Source organism: Buttiauxella gaviniae ATCC 51604 (assembly GCF_001654835.1).
Classification (GTDB): domain Bacteria; phylum Pseudomonadota; class Gammaproteobacteria; order Enterobacterales; family Enterobacteriaceae; genus Buttiauxella; species Buttiauxella gaviniae.
Map to the genome: position 1 here is coordinate 71,565 of NZ_LXEP01000025.1, position 17,830 is coordinate 89,394.

A 17,830-nucleotide genomic window follows, 5' to 3' on the forward strand; every position below is an offset into this window, starting at 1 on the left:
GCGACAGATCACGCATTAATTAAATGGTTGAAAATTTAATCAATCAATCCTGCAAGGAAATGGGGAGAGAACGGGTTATTTATTGTGATAACAATGAGATGAAGAGGGATAAAAAAAGAGCCGCCGGGAGGCAGCTCTTTCTGGTTTAACCTGCCGCGCTTTCGCGCAAACTGGCTTTTAGCTTGTTGTACTCGTCAATCACATACTGCTCGGCAGCTTTCTGATCGGCGATAGGCTCTACACGCACGGCGCAGTATTTATACTCCGGCGTTTTAGTAATCGGGCTGAGGTTTTCAGTCACCAGCTCGTTACAGGCACCAATCCACCACTGGTAAGTCATATAAACGGCACCTTTATTAGGACGCTCGCTTACATTCGCACGTGTGATGACTCGACCTTTACGTGAATTCACCCAGATTAACGCTTCATCTTCGATACCCAAACGAGCGGCATCATCGATGTGGATTTGCGCATAACCCGGTTCATCCGCAAGGGCTGCCAGTGCTGCACAGTTGCCGGTCATAGAACGGCAAGAGTAGTGGCCCACTTCACGCACCGTGGAAAGTACCATCGGGTACTCTTCGGTGATGCGGTCAATTGGCGGCGCCCAGTCACAAGTAAAGAACTCGCCCAAACCGTTTTCACGGTCGAACTTGCCGTCGTACAGGAACGAGGTTCCCTGGTCACTTTCCGCTACATCGCGGCAAGGCCACTGGATATAACCCAATTCACCCATTTTCTCGTAGGTAGCACCGTAGAAATCTGGGCACAGGCCGCGCAACTCATCCCAAATTTCTTGGGTGCTGTTGTAGCTCATTGGGTAACCCATACGAGTGGCGATTTCACTGATAATCTGCCAGTCCGTTTTCAGGTCCCACTTCGGTTCCACTGCTTTAAAGAAGCGCTGGAAGCCACGGTCAGCGGCGGTATAAACGCCTTCATGTTCACCCCATGAGGTGGACGGCAAAATCACATCGGCCGCAGCCGCGGTTTTGGTCATGAAGATGTCTTGTACAATCACCAGCTCAAGTTCTTCAAACGCTTTACGTACGGCTGAAAGCTCCGCATCGGTTTGAAGTGGATCTTCGCCCATGATGTACGCGGCATACACTTCGCCATGTGCCACACGGTGTGGCAGTTCGCTAATGCGATAGCCGGTGTGAGCAGGCAGTGAGGGTACGCCCCACGCTTTCGCGAATTTCTCGCGGCTGACTTCGTCTTTCACGTACTGGTAGCCAGGATAAGTATCCGGCAATGCGCCCATATCGCAGGCACCCTGAACGTTGTTCTGGCCACGAACCGGGTTAACACCCACGTTCGGTTTACCCAGGTTGCCTGTCATCAGCGCAAGGCTTGTCAGCGAGCGAACAGTTTCCACGCCTTGATAGAACTGGGTTACACCCATGCCCCACAGGATCGTGGCAGTTTTTGCCTTCGCGTACATACGTGCTGCAGCGCGAATTTCCGCCGCAGTAACACCAGTAATTTCTTCAACAGATTCAGGCGTGTAGCCAGCAACAATTTTTCGATACTCGTCGAAACCTTCAGTACGGGAAGCCACGAATGACTGGTCATACAGGTTTTCTTCGATAATCACATGCCCAAGTGCGTTAAGCAGGGCGATGTTAGAACCATTTTTTAACTGCAAATGCATGTCAGCGATGCGCGCGGTTTCAATTTTACGCGGATCGACAACAATGATTTGTGCCCCTTTTTGCTTCGCGCGAATCACGCGGTTAGCAACGATAGGGTGTGAATCTGCCGGGTTATACCCGAACACAAACACTAAATCGGTATCTTCAATCTCAACGATTGAGTTACTCATTGCGCCGTTACCGACCGATTGGTGCAGACCTGCAACCGATGGGCCGTGTCAAACGCGTGCGCAGCAATCGACGTTATTGGTACCAATAACGGCGCGCGCAAATTTCTGCATTACATAGTTGGTTTCGTTGCCTGTGCCACGGGAAGAACCGGTGGTCATGATGGCATCGGAGCCGTGTTTCGCTTTGATTTCACTCAGACGAGTACTGACGTAGTTCAGTGCTTCATCCCAGGAAACGTTTTCGAGTTTGCCGCCTTTCTGGCGACGAATCATCGGTGATTTAAGGCGCGGGGTGAGGATTTTAGTATCGTTAATAAAATCCCAACCGTAGTAACCCTTCAGGCAAAGATCGCCCTGGTTAGTTTTACCTTGAGCCGCTTCCGCCTTGACGACTTTGCCGTTATCGACCACGAGGTTGATTTTGCAACCCGAGGCACAATAGGGGCAAACCGTGACGACTTTTTTCATCAGTGTTGCTCCAGTCAATGCACCCGTCATACTTCAAGTTGCAGCCTTCCTGCTACCTGAACTATTTAGGGTACTTAAAGGTGTGTGACACTCACACAGCTGATCATATCTCCCCGCTTTAATGCATTATCTATGCCACATAGAAAGAGTGGGAATAACCGCCATCTTACGGTGATAAAAGCAACAAAATGCTGACGAAAAACAGGTCATCGTCAAAAGTGACGTGTCGAGAGAGGCAGGGATTGTGACACTGGTTGAATTTTCAGCATGGGCCGTTGGGATTTATGCGGCAGTCCATCAACAATCATTCACACTTATATTCACACCTGCATCTTCCCCGGAGATAAACCATGAAGCCTGCAATTTTGCTGGTGGATGATGATCCAGCGATTTGTGACGTGCTGCGCGATGTGCTTAATGAACACGTCTTTGAAGTTAAGGTGTGCCACACCGGGAATGATGCGCTGACAGCGATTGCTCAACATCCAGGTATTGCGCTGGTACTGCTGGATATGATTTTGCCGGATATTAATGGGCTGCTGGTGCTGCAACACATTCAGCGTCAACGCCCAGACTTGCCAGTGGTTATGTTGACGGGCCTTGGCAGTGAATCGGATGTTGTCGTGGGGCTAGAAATGGGTGCCGATGATTACATCGCGAAGCCTTTTAATCCTCGCGTGGTGGTGGCGCGTGTCAAAGCGGTGCTGCGTCGTACCGGCGCGCTGGCAGTCGAAACGGTGACGACAAAAACCAGCGGCCTGCATTTCAACGGTTGGCGGCTGGATACAGGGCGCTGCCAGCTCTTTAACGCACTATCGGAGCAGGTCGATCTCACGCAAGGGGAATACGGCCTGCTACTGGCGTTGATGCAGAACTCGCGCAAAGTGTTGTCGCGTGAAAGGTTGTTAGAACTGACCCACAGTGAAAGCCTCGAAGTCTTCGACAGGACGATTGATGTGCTGATTATGCGGCTCCGTAAAAAAATAGAGCTGAACCCGCATCAACCGGCATTAATCCGGACTATTCGAGGTGTGGGATATGTATTTTCGGCGGATGTTATTCAGGCGGAGAATAATGCGGCTTAATACTCGTCATACTTCAAGTTGCCTCTTTTTTGGCTATGCTCCCTCACGCTCGGCACCATTCAGCCCGTTCCGGGGCCCCTGCTGCCCGATAACACCCTCATTCTCAACGCCTTGTTTCAGAAGTACTGACTACATAAACATGTAATAAAAAACAGTGTTGACATAGCAGGAAAAAGACGTAAATTAGAGTTTAACGGCGGTGTGATAGATATATTGCCGTTAGGTTTAAGAGTATTAAATACGTCAATGAAACATGAAGTGTAAGTAAAAATCGCGATGATGTAAGGCTTTGTTTTTCATGTGTTATGGGTTCGCGAGGAATTAAACTGCAGATAGTTTAAATATCGCGAAAGACGTAAAGCCACGCATCAAAAGTATATATCGCGAAATGGGGAATGTACGAGGTCAAATAAATTTTCCTTGATCTTGTTTTAAACCGATAACGTAGGGGGGAATGATCGAAGCCCGATATTATCTGTAAGAACTTGTGCATTTAAAGTAGTACCAAATAGCAGTAAAATCCACGAAGTATCTTAATGTTAAATCCTAAGTTAGCAGTACCTTAAAAGCCCTGACTACTACAGTCAGGGCTTTTATCGTTTACGGCTCCTGAGCCCCTGACATTGACCAGAACGCCTTAAAGCACCCGCTGGATAGTTTACTCATTTTTTATTTATTCTATATAAAATCAATGAGTTAAGTGTCTCGTGGGAATTACATTTATCTGGACGGTTATTCGCAAAAATATACTCATTACAACAAACCTACCGCGCCTCACTAATAAAACTCTGTAATTCCACCAATGGCTTAGCGCCATCAATTGCATTTGCACATAATAAATTTGCGCGCGCACAGGCGTGAGCTAATTTCAGGCTATCGACCAACGACCATTTTTCATGGCAGCCATATAATATTCCGGCACAGAAAGCATCACCCGCACCGACGCTGCCGATAATTTCAGTTTGAGTTAATCTGAATGACGGCACCCACACGCCTTCCATGCTTGGTTCAACGCCCCAGGCACCTTCCGGGCAGTGGATTACCACTCGTTGCCTAACGCCAGAATCCAGCAGCAAAGCCGCTGCCTGGGCGATATTTTCGATATGTGGATCGCCATTGGAACGGCGGATTTCCAGCCCACTAAACTCACCGGCTTCCAGTTCATTGATAACCAGGTAATCCAGCCAACGCAGGGCAGGGAGTACCATAGGACGATAGCGTGGGTCGCCCTGGCGAGAGACTAAATCAAGTGAGGTTTCATAGCCCTGTTGCGCCATCTGCGCCAGTAGCCGTGCGCTGCGCGTACCGTATTCTGCATCTTCCATATCGAGGCTATCGAGCAGCAATAAGTAACCGAGATGGAAGATTTTGAATGACGATTCAAGGCGGTCAAAGGCGGGTAAGTCGAGTAAGCGATTAGCACCCGGTGAGTGGAAAAACGTGCGCTGCCCGCTAGGGTCAGTCATCACCTGAGACATTGATGTTGGCGCGAAAGTGGTACGGTGCACGTGCTGGCGATTGACATGATACTGATCCAGCATAGCCATAATGTAATCACCGTCGTGGTCGTCACCCACCAGGCCTACTGCCTGAAGCGGCAGCCCGACGTGCATTTTTGCCAGGGTGAGCAGAACGTTAAGCGGCGCACCACCAGTCGAGCGTTCACTGTGAACGATTTCCGCAAGCCAACCGCGCTGTGGCCACTGCACAATTTGATGCACATGGTCGACCAACATGTTCCCTGCGGCGATTATTCCGCTGCGTTCTGTCATAATTTTTCCTTACGCCTTACCCGAACTGCCAAAAATCTGCATCTGTTGTGCGACGACATCCGTAATCGCCTCTTCAATACCCAGCAATAACTCGGCGAATTCGTCATAAATGGCATGGCGTTGATTCATGCGTTGTTCGACTGCACCCAACGCGGCCTGCGACATGCCGGTATAGAAATTGATTTTGTGGATACCAAGCGTGATCGCTTTTCTGAAATCTTCGTCACTAATGCCGGAACCGCCATGTAGAACCAGCGGTATGCCCGTTTGGCTACGAATCGCGGCCAGGCGGTCGAAATCGAGTTTTGGTTCGCCTTTGTATTTCCCGTGCGCGTTACCGATGGCGACGGCCAGCGTGTCTATACCTGTTCTGTCGACAAAATCGCGTGCCACTGCCGGGTCGGTAAACTTGTTGCTGTCGGCTTCGCCATACAATGCGCCGCCTTCATCACCGCCCACTGCTCCCAACTCAGCTTCAACCGAGACACCCACCGCATGGCACATCTTCACCACTTCGCGGGTCTGGAGAATGTTCTCTTCATATTCAAGTGTAGAACCATCGAACATGACTGAGCTAAAACCGAGGCGTAAAGCGCGAACTACCGCTTCAAAGTGCAGGCCGTGGTCAAGATTGAGCACCACCGGAATATCGTGGCGAGCCGCTTCGAATTTGACGGCTTCAACCAGAGAATCCAGCGAGACATACTTAAAATGGACTTCGGCAATATTGATGATAAACGGTGAGTTTTCCTGCCTTGCAGCGGCAAAAATGGCGCGCAGAAAGTGGCTGTCGAGAACGTTAAATGCCCCTAATGCGTAACCATTGGCGCGTGCATGAGCCAGTCCGTGTGCGAGTGATATCAAAGCCATAATAGTTTCCCCTGGTGTTGTTACCCCTCATACTTCAAGCTGCTTGTGCGTTTGCTGCGTTCATTCACCCCAGTCACTTACTCAAGTAATCTCCAGGGGATTCACTCACTTGCCGCCTTCCTGCAACTCGAACTATTTTGGGTAAAAAGAAATTGGTGATACTCGTTGCACAGCAATTGCCGCGCAGGTTCGTCTTCAATAATGGAGTTGAAGCGCTCAAGCGGTTTGAGGAAACGGTTGTCGCGGTCGTCATCGTTGACCATCGACACTTCCCCAACTAGCACGTCTCCATAACCTGGCTCGCCCCAAAAACTGTGGTAAATGCCCGGTACCAGACAAATGCTCTCGCCTGGAGATAAACGCAGCTGGCTGCCCGCCGCATGAGTCTGGCGACAGCCATCAATGGTCACCGTGACATCGCTCTCTTCAGTCTGTTCGAACTGGTCAGAATTCCACAACTCGACAATCAAATTACCGCCGCCACGATTGATAATGTCTTCGCGTTTGCGCCAGTGAAAATGCATCGGCGTGAGCTGCCCTTCGCGGACATGCATGATTTTTTCGGCATAAGTTTTGGCATACAGTGTGCCGTCGGGGGAGCCGTTACGCAGCGTGAAGAGTGTTAGCCCCTGAGTGAGAAAATCATTGCCACCGAATGCGGTAACATCCCACCCGAGTTTTAAATCAAGCACTTCCTGCCAGATTTGTTTATCGATTTGCTGCCATTTTGCCTGGTCAAAAGAGGCAAACGGCGGCAAGTGGATATCGTGCTGCATAAAGAAATGACGCGTTTGAGACAGAATGTTATTTACTTCAGAACGTTTCATTTTCCCTCCTTTTACCCGTCATACTTCAAGTTGCAGGGGTGTTGGCTACGTTCACTTACCCCAGTCACTTACTTATGTAAGCTCCTGGGGATAAGCTCGCTTGCCGCCTACCTGCAACTCGAATTATTTAGGGTAAATATGCATTCCATAACCCGAAGGATTATTCACCTACGAGTTTGGAAAATCGGTTATTTCACCGTCCAGCCCTTATACGTGCCGATATTGTTTTTATCGATCATGGTCACTGGAATCAGCACTGGCTCTTTAGGCGCCGGTTTGCCTTGCAGAATGTCGTAGCCAATCTCGACCGCTTTTGCCGCCATTACTTGCGGGTCTTGCGCAGGTGTTGCCACAAACAGTGTTTTTCCGCCGCGTTTAAGCGCTTCTTCCGCATCCGGGCTTCCATCCACACCGACGATAAAGAACTCGTTACGTTGGGCTTGTTTCGCTGCCAGATCGGCACCGATCGCTGTTGGATCGTTGATCGCAAACACGCCGTCGATCTTCGGGTTTGCGGCAAGTAAGGATGTCATCACCTCAAGGCCACCCTCACGGCTGCCTTTGGCGTTCTGGTTAGAAGACAGCACCTTGATATCCGGGTGCTTTTTAAACTCAGTTTCGCAGCCTTCCACACGGTTCTGCACCGCAGAAACAGGAGGTCCGTTAATGATCACCACGTTGCCTTTGTTTTTCAGGCGATCCGAAATGTATTTACAGGCCATCTCACCCGCCTGGGTGTTGTTCGAGGTGATCGTCGCATCGGCACCTTCTGCTGCCACGTCAACCGCCACCACCACGATCCCGGCATCTTTCGCACGTTTCACAGCCGGGCCGATCCCTTTAGAATCCGCCGCGTTCAGAATGATCATGTCCACTTTGGCGGCAATAAAGTTATCGATTTGCGATACTTGCTGGCCAAGATCGTAACCGCTGGAAACCAGCGTCACTTTCACGTTATCACCGGCAAGTTTACGGGCTTCAAGTTCCGCACCTTTGGTTATCTGCACGAAGAAGGGGTTGGCTAGGTCACCCACCGTCACCCCGATGGATTTCAGTTCTTTTGCCTGAACAAAAGGCACAGCGGCAATCATGAGTGCAGCAGCGAGTAGCTTTAAACGCATGGTGTTTTCCTCACATAGGGTAGAGTTTTGTTGTTATGCACTTTGATGATGACGGGTACGGTATTTATCGATCAGCACCGCAATGATGATCACCGCACCCTTGATCACCAGTTGCCAGAAATACGAGACGCCCATCAGCGTCATGCCATTGTTTAATGTGGCGATAATCAGCGCGCCGACCAGCGTACCGGTGATCGTGCCGATACCGCCGACGAAACTGGTGCCGCCAAGAATCACCGCAGCGATGGCGTCCAGCTCATAACCCATCCCAAGGTTGCCGTTCGCGCTATATAGCCGCGAAGCACTCATAACCCCGCCAAGCCCGGACAGCAAACCGCTCATGCCATACACGAACAGCAAAACCAGCCACACTTTGATGCCTGTCAGGCGTGCGGCCTGCATATTGCCGCCAACCGCGTAAATATGAACACCAAGCGTGGTGCGTCGCAGAATGAACCAGCAGACCACAATCACCGCCAGCGCTATCACTACAAGCCACGGAATCGGGCCAAGATACGAGTTGCCTATCCATTCAAAATTGATATTGGAGTTGATCACCGTCGTGCCGTCAGCCAGCAAATATGCCGCCCCACGTAGCGCGGTATAGGTGCCGAGCGTGACGATAAACGGCGGTAGTCCGGCCCAGGCGACAAGCATGCCGTTAAACAACCCAAGCCCGGTGCCCATCATCAGCGCGGCAGGAATCGAAAGCGACTCCCAGCCTGGCATCAGAGAAACCACCATCGCTGTTACAGCCGTAGTGCCCAGAATCGAGCCCACGGAAAGGTCGATCCCACCAGTCAAAATAATGAACGTCATCCCCGCAGCCAGAACGATGTTAATAGACGACTGACGGGCGATATTCAGCAAGTTAGATTCAGTAAAAAAGTTCGGCGTGATAAACCCAAAAACGGCGACGATCAGGATCAAAATTGGCAAAATCCCGACGGTTTGCATCAGATCGCCAAACAGCGCCTTTTTCAGCGAGGCGGATTTGGCGACTTGCTGGGGAGTTGTGTGCATAAGCGGCGTTTCTTTAGGTTGATTAGTTGCCATGTTGAACCACCTTTTTGTGGGCATCTTCAACGCCGGTTGCCAGCGTCATAATGTTCTCTTGCGTGATATCAGCGGCGTGCAATTCCCCGGCAATACTGCCTTCGCGCATCACATACACCCGATCGCTCATTCCGACCACTTCGGGCAATTCGCTGGAGATCATCAGGATCGCCACACCCTGTTTCGCCATCTGACTCATGATCCGGTAGATCTCACTTTTTGCGCCGACATCCACACCGCGCGTTGGCTCATCGAGGATCAAAATTCGCGGGCCGATCGCCACCCAGCGCGAGATCAAAAGCTTTTGCTGGTTACCGCCGGATAAGCCGCCTGCGCGCACTTGTGCATGCGGCACGCGGATATTGAGCAGGTTGATGGCATCATCAGAAATGGTCTGGGCTTTTTTGCGATCCAGCCAGCCGTAGTGCGCGTCGCGCTCAAGTGTTGCCATGGTGATGTTGTCTTGCGCTGCCAGTTCGAGGAACAAGCCTTGCTCTTTGCGGTTCTCGGTCAGGAAACCGATACCGTGGCTAATTGCTTCACGAGGGGAGTGAATCTTTACGGGCAGCCCGTCGATTTCTATCGTGCCGCCGGTGGATTTACGCACGCCAAAAATCAGCTGTGCGAGTTCAGAACGCCCGGCACCGACCAGTCCCGCAAGGCCGACTATCTCGCCAGATTTTACCTGCAGGCTGACCGGCTGCACTTTTGCACTGTCCGTCAGGTGGTGAACGTTCAGGCGCACGGCACCTTGTGGAATGTCGCGCTCTTTATTGAATAGATCGCTTGGCGGGCGGCCCACCATCATGCGTACCAGCTCGTTGGCATTGAGATGTTCACGCGTCAGGCTGCCGACGTATTGCCCGTCGCGCAGCACACTCACGCGGTCAGAAAGCTCGTACACTTCCGCCATGCGGTGGCTGATATAGATAATTGCCATCCCTTCATCGCGCAGCCGCATAATCAACTCGAACAGGCGGTGCGTTTCACGTGAAGAAAGTGCGGCGGTAGGTTCATCCATCACTAAGATGCGGCTGTTGCGGTGCAGCGCGCGGGCGATTTCCACCTGCTGCTGCTCGGCAATCGTCAGGCGCGATACTAAATCGCTGGCCTTAAACTGTGCGCCGAGGCGGTCGATAACCGTCTGGGCCTGCATCACCATCTCTTTGCGTTTTACTAAACCACCGCGTGACAGTTCGCTGCCAAGGAAGATGTTTTCAGCAACGGTAAGATTCGGGGCAAGTTGCATCTCCTGGTAAATCAGCGTGATGCCCGCATTGAGTGCGTCTTTCGGGCCTTTGATGCTGTAGGGATCGCCGTTAATTAAAATCTCACCGCTGGTTGCGGTATAGGCTCCGGCGAGGATTTTCATCAGCGTGCTTTTTCCCGCGCCGTTTTCCCCCATCAAGGCGTGTATTTCGCCAGGAAACACCGTTAAGTCGACACCTTTCAACGCATAAAACTTGCCAAATGACTTGGCAATATTGCGCATCTCCAGAATGGGAACGCTACTCATAGCGCGACTCCTGCGGGTAAGGTTTCGATTGCTGCCAGTTGAGCATGTCTATGTAAATGCAAAATGTCAGGGGCTATTCACATTTGTCACATACACAGCATTCTTCAAGTTGCAGGTGCGTTGGCTGCACCTCGAATTATGCTGCGTATGTTGGTGAACAATTCATATGACTGCTTAACTCATTGAAACAAACCCTGAATGGAGCTAAACCATGCCTGCACCCCGCACGCCCTTCCTCACCAGCGCCCGTGGCCGCCTGCTCTCCTTTAACCTGCTGGTGGTGGCGGTGACGTTGATGGTGTGCGGCGTGGCCATTCTCGGCTTTAATCACGCCAGCCGTTTGCAGGAGCAGGTGCAGGGGCAAACGCTGAGCGATATGTCCGGCAGCATGGAGTTGGCGCGAGATACCGCGAATGTGGCGACAGCAGCAGTGCGCCTCACGCAGGTGGTGGGTGCGCTGGAATATCAGAGCGAAGCGCAGCGTTTGCAGCAAACACAGCAGGCACTACAGAATTCGCTTAACCACCTGGCGCATGCACCACTTGCCAGCCGTGAACCGGAATTGGTAAAGCGTATTACCGAACGCAGCAATGAACTGGAAAGCAGCGTCACACGGATGTTGGAGTTGGGCCATCGTCGCCACCTGGAACGCAACTCGCTGCTCAGTGCGTTGTATCAAAACCAAAGTTACTTGCATCATATTCAGGAAATTAATGCTCGCGACGGGCGAGTGACCCCGGAAGCACGGCTGTTAACCGAAATGGACAGGCTGATTCTGATTGCTATCCAGACGCCTTCCCCGAAAGCCACCGTCATACAGCTTACCGAAGTGATGGCGCAGCTTCCGGCACATGATGATTCGCCCTTAGTCGATGGGATATTGCGGGAGTTCACTACCCATTTGCAGCAATTGCTGCCACTTTCCCAGCTGCTTGAAAACAGCGATTTAGGGATTTCCTGGTACATGTACCATATCAAAGCGCTGGTGGCGTTTTTGAACCAGGACATTAACCAGTACGTACAAAAAGTGGCGCAAGAGTCCCTTAGTCGCACCGATCAAAGCCATAAAGAGCTTCAATCAATGATTGCCTTTATTGGCTTGTTTGCCTTGCTGGCGCTGGTGATTACCGGGTTTGCAGGCTGGTATATTTACCGCAACCTTGGCTCGAATTTGACGGCAATCTCCCACGCTATGACGCGGCTGGCACGGGGCGAGCGCGATGTTAGCGTGCCTGCCTTACAGCGGCGTGATGAGCTGGGCGAACTGGCGCGAGCGTTTAACGTTTTTGCGCGCAACACTGCATCCCTGGAACACACCTCGAAACTTCTCAAAGAAAAGAGCACTCAACTGGAAACCACCTTCCACGCGATGCGCGACGGTTTTGCCCTGTTTGATAACGACGGGATTTTGGTGGTGTGGAACCCGCAATACCCGCTGCTGTTGGGGCTGGCACCGGAACGATTGCAGCGCGGGCAGCATTATATGAGCCTGCTCAAACAGGTCACGCCGCTTCAGGAACATATCCTTGAAAATCTCTCGCGCCCGTTACCCAAACCGCAGGAACTCAGGCTGGCAGATAACCGCACCATTGAGCTGCGTTTTAGCCCGGTGCCGGGGCGCGGCATGGTGAACGTGGTGCTTGAGCGCAGTGAGCGTAAAGCGCTGGAAGAAGCGCTGGTTCACAGCCAAAAAATGAAAGCGGTGGGGCAGTTAACCGGTGGCCTCGCGCATGATTTTAATAATCTGCTGGCGGTGATTATTGGCAGTCTTGAGCTGACATCTTCCGATTCACCGGATGCCATACGTATTCAACGTGCCTTAAAGGCCGCCGAACGCGGGGCGCAACTGACTCAACGTTTACTGGCGTTCTCGCGCAAACAATCGCTGCACCCCCATGCGGTGTTGATGAAAAATCTGCTGGAAAACCTCGACCCGCTGATCCGCCATTCGCTCCCGGCAGCGCTGACGCTTGAAATTGAAGCGCAGCACCCAGCGTGGCCCGCATGGATTGACGTTAACCAGTTGGAGAACGCGATTATTAACCTGGTGATGAATGCCCGCGACGCGATGGAAGGGCAAAGCGGTACTATCAAAATCCGCACCTGGAATCAGCGCGTGGTGCGCTCGAGCGGGCGCAAGCAGGATATGGTAGCGCTGGAAGTTATCGACAGTGGTCATGGCATGTCGGCGGAAGTAAAAGCTCAAGTATTTGAACCGTTCTTCACCACCAAGCAGACGGGCAGTGGCAGTGGGTTGGGTTTATCAATGGTGTATGGTTTTGTGCGCCAGTCCGGCGGGCGAGTGCAAATTGAAAGTGCGCCGGGGCAGGGGACGTTAGTGCGTTTACAATTGCCGCGCGCACCAGCACAGGCGGTGAGTGAAACGTTACCCGAGCCGCTGGCAGTAAATTCTGATGAAGACCAACTGGTTCTGGTACTTGAAGATGAACACGATGTGCGCCAGACGTTGTGCGAGCAGTTGCATCAGTTGGGGTATTTGACGTTAGAAACCAGTGATAGCCAGCAGGCAATACAATTGCTGAAAGAGGTACCGGATATTCAAATACTTATCAGCGATTTAATGCTACCAGGGCCAATGAGTGGCGCCGATGTGGTACAGCATGCATTTGAGCATTATCCGCATCTGACGTGCTTGTTAATTAGCGGCCAGGATTTGCGCCGCAGCGGGCAGCAATTGCCGCAAGTCGAGCTGTTGCGTAAACCGTTTAATCAGCAAAAACTGGCCCAGGCTTTGCGGCGAGCACGGCATCAATAAAATTTTGTGTCAGGTTTGCAAATCAATGAAAAGGTCATCGTCAAACAATTGACTCCGGGTCCTGAAACAGACATTAATAGAAAGACCCCTTCCAGTATCCCAGGAGGAAGTGGGTGGGTTTAGGAATGCAACTTAGCCGCCTCATCAATTGATATGCACCTCATTGATCATCCTGTAGCAAGGACTTAGCCCCTCTGCAAAGAGGGGCTGACTTTGAAGCCAATCCCATTAGACTTTACCCATCTTTCCCCATGCCCGTCTGCTGAATCAGCATCAATGACACGCTATTAAACCAGCGATGTGCGAGACTCTGGCGTTTACTCTCAACAGAAATATCAGCGAGATTTTCCCGGTTGAGGGCTGCAGCTTTTCCGTCACCTTCAATTGATACGCGATACCAAACGCCCTGTGGACGCAAATCTTTTGCCTGCGCGGTTGGGTTTAATTGCACTGGGCCACCGTGATCTTTAGCCAGCAACAAAGATGGCAGGCGAGTGACGACATTATGGTCGATAGAAACCACGCGCCCGATAAGCGGCTGCCACTCATCATGCTGATAAATTTTTGCCTGAGCCCCTACGCGTAAGCGCCCCAAATCTTCTTCACCCACCAGCGCTTTCACCCGCCAGCGATCGGCATTCACCAGTGTGGCAATGTGTGTAGAAGGGGAAACCCAGCTACCCGGTTGCAGCGAAATATCGCTATCTTCAATACGGCCACTGGAAGCCGCGACCAGCCTCAGACGCAGCAATTCATTATTCCCAGCGCTTTGCTGGAGCGAGTACTGGCGCGCCATTTGCTCTGCCAGAACCTGTTTTGCCGGGCCATCTTTATCAAGCCCTAACGCACCGCGCGCGCTGAACTCCCATGCGCGGCGCATCTCCTCAGCTTTTCGCTGCGAGGTTTCCGGTAGTGGTGCAATCAGCTCGAACAGCGGCTGCCCGGCTTTCACTTCCTGCCCATCGGTGACGAGGATCTTCTCGAGGCGCGCACTGTACGGCGTATAAATTGGCTGTACAAAACCGGCTTCAATCACCCCAGGCAGATTCACTTTATTCGACCACGGCACAAAAATAACCAGCAACGCGGCGATAGCAATCAGCAGCAATCTTCGGCGCTGGAAAGGCTGGCTTTCCGCGCGCCGTGCCCAACAGTGTTTGATTTCTCGGATCATCGGTTGCACCACAAAAGTCACAATCTCTATCAAAAACAGAATCACGCCCAACGCCTTAAAAAAGGCGTGATAGATAACGACCGCAATACCGATAAACAGCAGCAGGCGATAAATCCAGGTGGCGAAGGCAAATACCGTCAGAAAACGGGCAAAGGCCGGGGTGACGTTGTCGGGTTTTGGATCGTTGATACCAAATAGATGCCAGCGCATCGCCCGCTTCGCCCAGTTTCCTGCGCGCTCGTGCAGCCCTGGAAAATCCAGCATGTCGCTCAGAATGTAATAACCGTCGAAACGCATAAACGGGCTGGCGTTAACCACGACTGTCATAACCCAGGCGGTGGTCGCAAGGAAAAATAACGCGTTTTTGACGCTGCCTTCAGGTGCAAACGACCACAGCAAGGTAGCCCATGCTGCCAGAACTAATTCAGAGGCAATCCCGGCGACGGCAATTTTTAAACGGTCGCGCGAACGGATGAGCTTCCAGCTTTCACCGGTGTCGGTGTAGGCCATCGGCAACATCACCAGTAACGCAACACCCATGTGCCCAACCCGTACACCGTGCCTGGTAGCGGTAAGCGCATGGCCCATTTCATGCCAACATTTGGAAAAAACCAGAGCGATAGCAAACGCCACCGCGCCATGCCAGTTCACCGAGTTATGCAACGTGGCAACCACGGTGTCCCACTGGCGAGCGGCGAGCACAATACCGGTAATCGCAACAAACAACGTTAACCACATGAAGGTTTTGCTAAACAGCGGCTTTAACCACGGCAGCGCTTTACGCAGGGCTTTTTCCGGGTGAACCAGCGGAATGCGGATAAACAAATAGCTGTGTAACAACCACTTCCACGCAGAGGATGCCGGGCGATAGCGAGCGCTACGTAGCAACTGTTGTTGCTGTAAAAACAGCACAAAAGCTTTGATATCTTCTTCATCAACATTCAGCGTAGTTTGCTGATTAATCGTCTGCGCTATTTTCCCGGCATCCGCCAGTTGCCAGCGTTTAAGAATTTCAATTTCCAGCCAGCCAAGGCGAAAAAAAAGATTACGCACAGGATCAGCCAAGTGCCAGGCCGGAGAGCCGTCGCGGTTGGTACCTGCGCTGTTCAGTCGCAGTTCATCACGTAGCGCAGGCCACGCTGGGGCCGTTGCAGCACCAGGTATCACCACCCGCTCCCGGCACGTAATGTGGCAATAGGGCGACGTAGCAATAAGTAACCGAGCATTGCCCAATCACCCGTTACGCGCGCGGTTCCCTGCAAGCCAATACGCGCAACCGCAGGTTTACCTTCCAGCGTGCCGCGCAGCATATAACTGGCGACACCGTTGGGTGCTTCCACCGTTTGATAACCCGCGTATCCCAGTTTTGCGTCCAGTGAATCAAGAGGGGCGACTTTCAAAAAGATTTTCATCGGTGCCCCATGCTTCAGGTTAGTGGATTCACTTACCGGGGCCCAGGCGCGAACGCCGAGGTTATCAGGGTCTGCCAGCAAACCAATTCGCTCACCGGTTTGAACCGGACGACCAGCCCAGTCGTCCGGGTCAGAATAGACAAATACGCCGTTATCAGGAGCACGAATGGTCAGCTTTTCGAGGTCGCGTGTTATCGATTCAACTTCAACTTTTTTCTCGCGCCATTTGCCTTCAGCCATTGCCAGTTCTGACTTAGCCTGTTGGTCTTCAATCGCCTGTTGTGAAGCCTGATGCAACGTGGTTTCAGTGGTTTCCAACTCCGCCTGTGCCACAGCAAGGCGGTTATGCAATGTCGTGTCATCGAGCGTTGCCAGCACCTGGCCTTTCACCACATCGCTGTTTGGCAGCACGACCATGCGTTTAATCACGCCGGAGTCAGGAGCGGCAATCACTTCACTGTGTAGCGAGATAATTTCGGCAGGCACCAGTGTGTATTCGCGCACCGGAATGCATAACACCAACAGCACCGCCAGCACGATATAACCGAGACGACGCCCGGTATTGCGCTGCCAGAACTGCTTGAAACGTGAAGGTCGTGCCGTTAAGGCCCACCATGCATAACCGTACAACCCGCTCAGTTGCAGCAGGGTAAACTCCGGGGATGTCGGTGCGAGCGTTGTTGGCCACGGGTCGTCACGGCCCAAAAACCATAGCGCGTGAATCTCTCCGTCGGCACCGGTTAATGGCAACACCCAGACATTTGCAGGCAGCCATTCATCCCACTGCGGAGCAAGGGGCTCACTGAGTTGCGCGGGTGAAAGTGCCAGCACACGGGCTTCTGGCGGCAGTGCGCGGCAATGTGGCGCAATCTCTTTTGCTACGTCAGAGAGCCATAAGGCATACGGTGTATTGTTGTCGGTATCACTAAGTCCTGAATGAGCGACCAGTTTTGCACGGTTGGATGAGGTGAGAGACAACAGCGCCGCCTGGCGGTAATCCACCAGTTGGCGTGTTTCGTTACATATAGCGAAGCCTAACTCGGCGGAGTTGCTTATCGCTTCTACCCGGGCTGCTAGCTGGTAGAAGGCTGTACTGGACATCACGAATTTGCAGCTCCGCTTTTCAGGCAACGGTTTTCATCAGGAGGGCAGATAGCAACGGCTTGTCCGCTCATGCCCGGCAACACGTCATCGGTTTTTTCCGGGAAGCGAGTTTCAATTTCGATAGTCTGGCTGACCGCATCGACTTTGCCGCTGATATTCGTCACGGTGAGCGGGTACTGCTTGCCGGTTTCACCCACGGAGGCATTAAGCTGCGAACCAATTTTCAGCCATGCCACCCAGTTTGAAGGGACGTTTAAACGCGCACGCAACGTGCCGCTTCCGACCAAATCAATCACAGGCGCACCAGCACCAATCCCCTGGCCTTCTTTGACATAGATTTTGGCTACGCGACCATTGAACGGTGCCACAAAGCGACACTGCGCCAGTTGGGCGTCAAAAATGCCGACCTGACCTTTGGTACGGTTGACTTCAGAGGCGGCTAAACCCACCTCAAGTGCAGCAGCTGATTGTAATCCCTGCAGTTTTGCTTTGGCTTCATAGCGCAGTTGAGCGGCGTGAAACTCCGCTTCGGCGGCATTTTTACGTGCCACTAAATCGCTACAATCCATGCTTGCCAGCACTTTGCCTTGGGTTACGGGGTCGCCGAGTTGCACATTGATTTTCGCCATGCGCCCAGGCACTACGCTTGAAAGCGGGCTTTCGCGGTTGGCGAGTACCAGGAAGCGCACCGTGGTACTGCCTTGCGCGGTGGGTGTTTTTACCTCAGCAGGAGCCGCAAAAACAGGATTGGCGGCAAAGGCTGGCACAGAAAAACAGGCTAGCGAGAGTAGTAGAGCAGATGTGCTCTTTTTATTGTTATTCAT

At 52.2% G+C, this 17,830-nt stretch carries 12 protein-coding genes; 2 read left to right on the forward strand and 10 right to left on the reverse strand.

Annotation, left to right across the window (positions count from 1 at the left end; all coding sequences use genetic code 11):
- Positions 1-145: 145 nt before the first annotated feature.
- Complete coding sequence (gene fdhF / locus M977_RS12475; RefSeq protein WP_083962939.1) at positions 146-2,293, reverse strand: formate dehydrogenase subunit alpha; 2,148 nt, start codon at positions 2,291-2,293, stop codon at positions 146-148.
- A 350-nt stretch (positions 2,294-2,643) separates the two neighbouring features.
- Between fdhF and M977_RS12485 the strand changes: the two genes are divergently transcribed.
- Positions 2,644-3,378, forward strand: coding sequence for a response regulator transcription factor (locus M977_RS12485; RefSeq protein ID WP_064515430.1), 735 nt, complete (start codon positions 2,644-2,646; stop codon positions 3,376-3,378).
- A 764-nt stretch (positions 3,379-4,142) separates the two neighbouring features.
- Here the strand turns inward: M977_RS12485 and M977_RS12490 are convergent.
- The 6 genes from M977_RS12490 to M977_RS12515 form a co-directional block, all read right to left on the reverse strand.
- Positions 4,143-5,150 (reverse strand): carbohydrate kinase family protein, encoded by a 1,008-nt coding sequence (locus M977_RS12490; RefSeq protein ID WP_064515432.1) that lies wholly within the window; start codon positions 5,148-5,150, stop codon positions 4,143-4,145.
- Between the two features lie 9 nt (positions 5,151-5,159).
- Positions 5,160-6,020, reverse strand: coding sequence for a ketose 1,6-bisphosphate aldolase (locus M977_RS12495; RefSeq protein WP_064515434.1), 861 nt, complete (start codon positions 6,018-6,020; stop codon positions 5,160-5,162).
- Positions 6,021-6,121: 101 nt separating this feature from the next.
- A complete protein-coding gene (locus tag M977_RS12500) occupies positions 6,122-6,847 on the reverse strand; it encodes a D-lyxose/D-mannose isomerase (protein WP_064515436.1) in 726 nt (241 codons plus the stop codon).
- Between the two features lie 188 nt (positions 6,848-7,035).
- Complete coding sequence (locus tag M977_RS12505; protein WP_064515438.1) at positions 7,036-7,968, reverse strand: ABC transporter substrate-binding protein; 933 nt, start codon at positions 7,966-7,968, stop codon at positions 7,036-7,038.
- Positions 7,969-8,001: 33 nt separating this feature from the next.
- Positions 8,002-8,991, reverse strand: coding sequence for an ABC transporter permease subunit (locus tag M977_RS12510; RefSeq protein WP_064515491.1), 990 nt, complete (start codon positions 8,989-8,991; stop codon positions 8,002-8,004).
- A 22-nt stretch (positions 8,992-9,013) separates the two neighbouring features.
- Positions 9,014-10,540 (reverse strand): sugar ABC transporter ATP-binding protein, encoded by a 1,527-nt coding sequence (locus tag M977_RS12515; protein WP_064515440.1) that lies wholly within the window; start codon positions 10,538-10,540, stop codon positions 9,014-9,016.
- A gap of 211 nt (positions 10,541-10,751) precedes the next feature.
- Between M977_RS12515 and M977_RS12520 the strand changes: the two genes are divergently transcribed.
- A complete protein-coding gene (locus M977_RS12520; RefSeq protein WP_064515442.1) occupies positions 10,752-13,316 on the forward strand; it encodes an ATP-binding protein in 2,565 nt (854 codons plus the stop codon).
- A 235-nt stretch (positions 13,317-13,551) separates the two neighbouring features.
- On the opposite strand, the gene M977_RS12525 is transcribed toward M977_RS12520, so the two are convergent.
- The 3 genes from M977_RS12525 to M977_RS12535 are packed head-to-tail and all read right to left on the reverse strand — an operon-like array spanning position 13,552 to position 17,830.
- On the reverse strand, positions 13,552-15,657 hold the full coding sequence (locus tag M977_RS12525; protein WP_245163507.1) for a site-2 protease family protein: 2,106 nt from the start codon (positions 15,655-15,657) through the stop codon (positions 13,552-13,554).
- On the reverse strand, positions 15,654-17,003 hold the full coding sequence (locus M977_RS12530) for an efflux RND transporter periplasmic adaptor subunit (protein ID WP_064515444.1): 1,350 nt from the start codon (positions 17,001-17,003) through the stop codon (positions 15,654-15,656). The genes M977_RS12525 and M977_RS12530 overlap by 4 nt, the downstream gene beginning before the upstream one ends.
- Positions 17,003-17,830: an efflux RND transporter periplasmic adaptor subunit gene (locus tag M977_RS12535; RefSeq protein ID WP_243839635.1), complete on the reverse strand. Its 828-nt coding sequence runs from the start codon at positions 17,828-17,830 to the stop codon at positions 17,003-17,005. Before M977_RS12535 ends, M977_RS12530 begins: the two co-directional genes overlap by 1 nt.

Bases quoted from the DNA above. Each gene is read 5' to 3' on its own strand.
- M977_RS12485 (WP_064515430.1), top strand. From the start codon at position 2,644: ATGAAGCCTGCAATTTTGCTGGTGGATGATGATCCAGCGATTTGTGAC.
- M977_RS12490 (WP_064515432.1), bottom strand. From the start codon at position 5,150: ATGACAGAACGCAGCGGAATAATCGCCGCAGGGAACATGTTGGTCGAC.
- M977_RS12495 (WP_064515434.1), bottom strand. From the start codon at position 6,020: ATGGCTTTGATATCACTCGCACACGGACTGGCTCATGCACGCGCCAAT.
- M977_RS12500 (WP_064515436.1), bottom strand. From the start codon at position 6,847: ATGAAACGTTCTGAAGTAAATAACATTCTGTCTCAAACGCGTCATTTC.
- M977_RS12505 (WP_064515438.1), bottom strand. From the start codon at position 7,968: ATGCGTTTAAAGCTACTCGCTGCTGCACTCATGATTGCCGCTGTGCCT.
- M977_RS12510 (WP_064515491.1), bottom strand. From the start codon at position 8,991: ATGCACACAACTCCCCAGCAAGTCGCCAAATCCGCCTCGCTGAAAAAG.
- M977_RS12515 (WP_064515440.1), bottom strand. From the start codon at position 10,540: ATGAGTAGCGTTCCCATTCTGGAGATGCGCAATATTGCCAAGTCATTT.
- M977_RS12520 (WP_064515442.1), top strand. From the start codon at position 10,752: ATGCCTGCACCCCGCACGCCCTTCCTCACCAGCGCCCGTGGCCGCCTG.
- M977_RS12530 (WP_064515444.1), bottom strand. From the start codon at position 17,003: ATGTCCAGTACAGCCTTCTACCAGCTAGCAGCCCGGGTAGAAGCGATA.
- M977_RS12535 (WP_243839635.1), bottom strand. From the start codon at position 17,830: ATGAATAACAATAAAAAGAGCACATCTGCTCTACTACTCTCGCTAGCC.